The sequence below is a fragment of the Burkholderia territorii genome, from assembly GCF_902833055.1.
GTDB lineage: Bacteria > Pseudomonadota > Gammaproteobacteria > Burkholderiales > Burkholderiaceae > Burkholderia > Burkholderia territorii.
Window position 1 is genome coordinate 1 of record NZ_CADFEJ010000151.1, and the last position, 442, is coordinate 442.

Annotated in this window: 1 protein-coding gene; it reads left to right on the forward strand. The window is 56.1% G+C overall.

The window, feature by feature from the left end:
- Positions 1 to 285: transposase (locus HW466_RS31475; RefSeq protein ID WP_176316181.1), on the forward strand; the 285-nt coding region annotated here is incomplete at its 5' end.
- Between the last annotated feature and the right edge of the window lie 157 nt (positions 286 to 442).

Sequence of the window (442 nt, forward strand, 5' to 3'; positions counted from 1 at the left end):
AAGCACGGCGTCGTCTACGCCGATCGCCGCTACGACTCCACCCGACATCGTCGCGCGTTGCGCGAGCGAGGTATCAAATCCGTGATCGCCAAGCGCCGGACCCAGCATGGCAGTGGTCTGGGCAAGTATCGTTGGGTGGTCGAACGCACTCACTCCTGGCTCCACAGTTTTCATCGCCTACGCACTCGCTTCGAGCGGCGGGCTGACATTCACGAAGCATTCCTGAAACTCGGTTGCTCGCTTGTCTGTTGGAACATCTTCAGGCACATCGAGCAGTCTTTTTGAACTGGCCTCTAAATGATCTGCGCTAGGTTTGCGCGCGGAAAACCCAAGCGGATCATCTCCGCAATGGCATTGCAGAACGACCAAAACTCTAACAGTGGTCCGAGTGGAAGTTTGACGTGACCCTGCAAGTCGCTGCCCGAAAATGATCTCTCTTTTC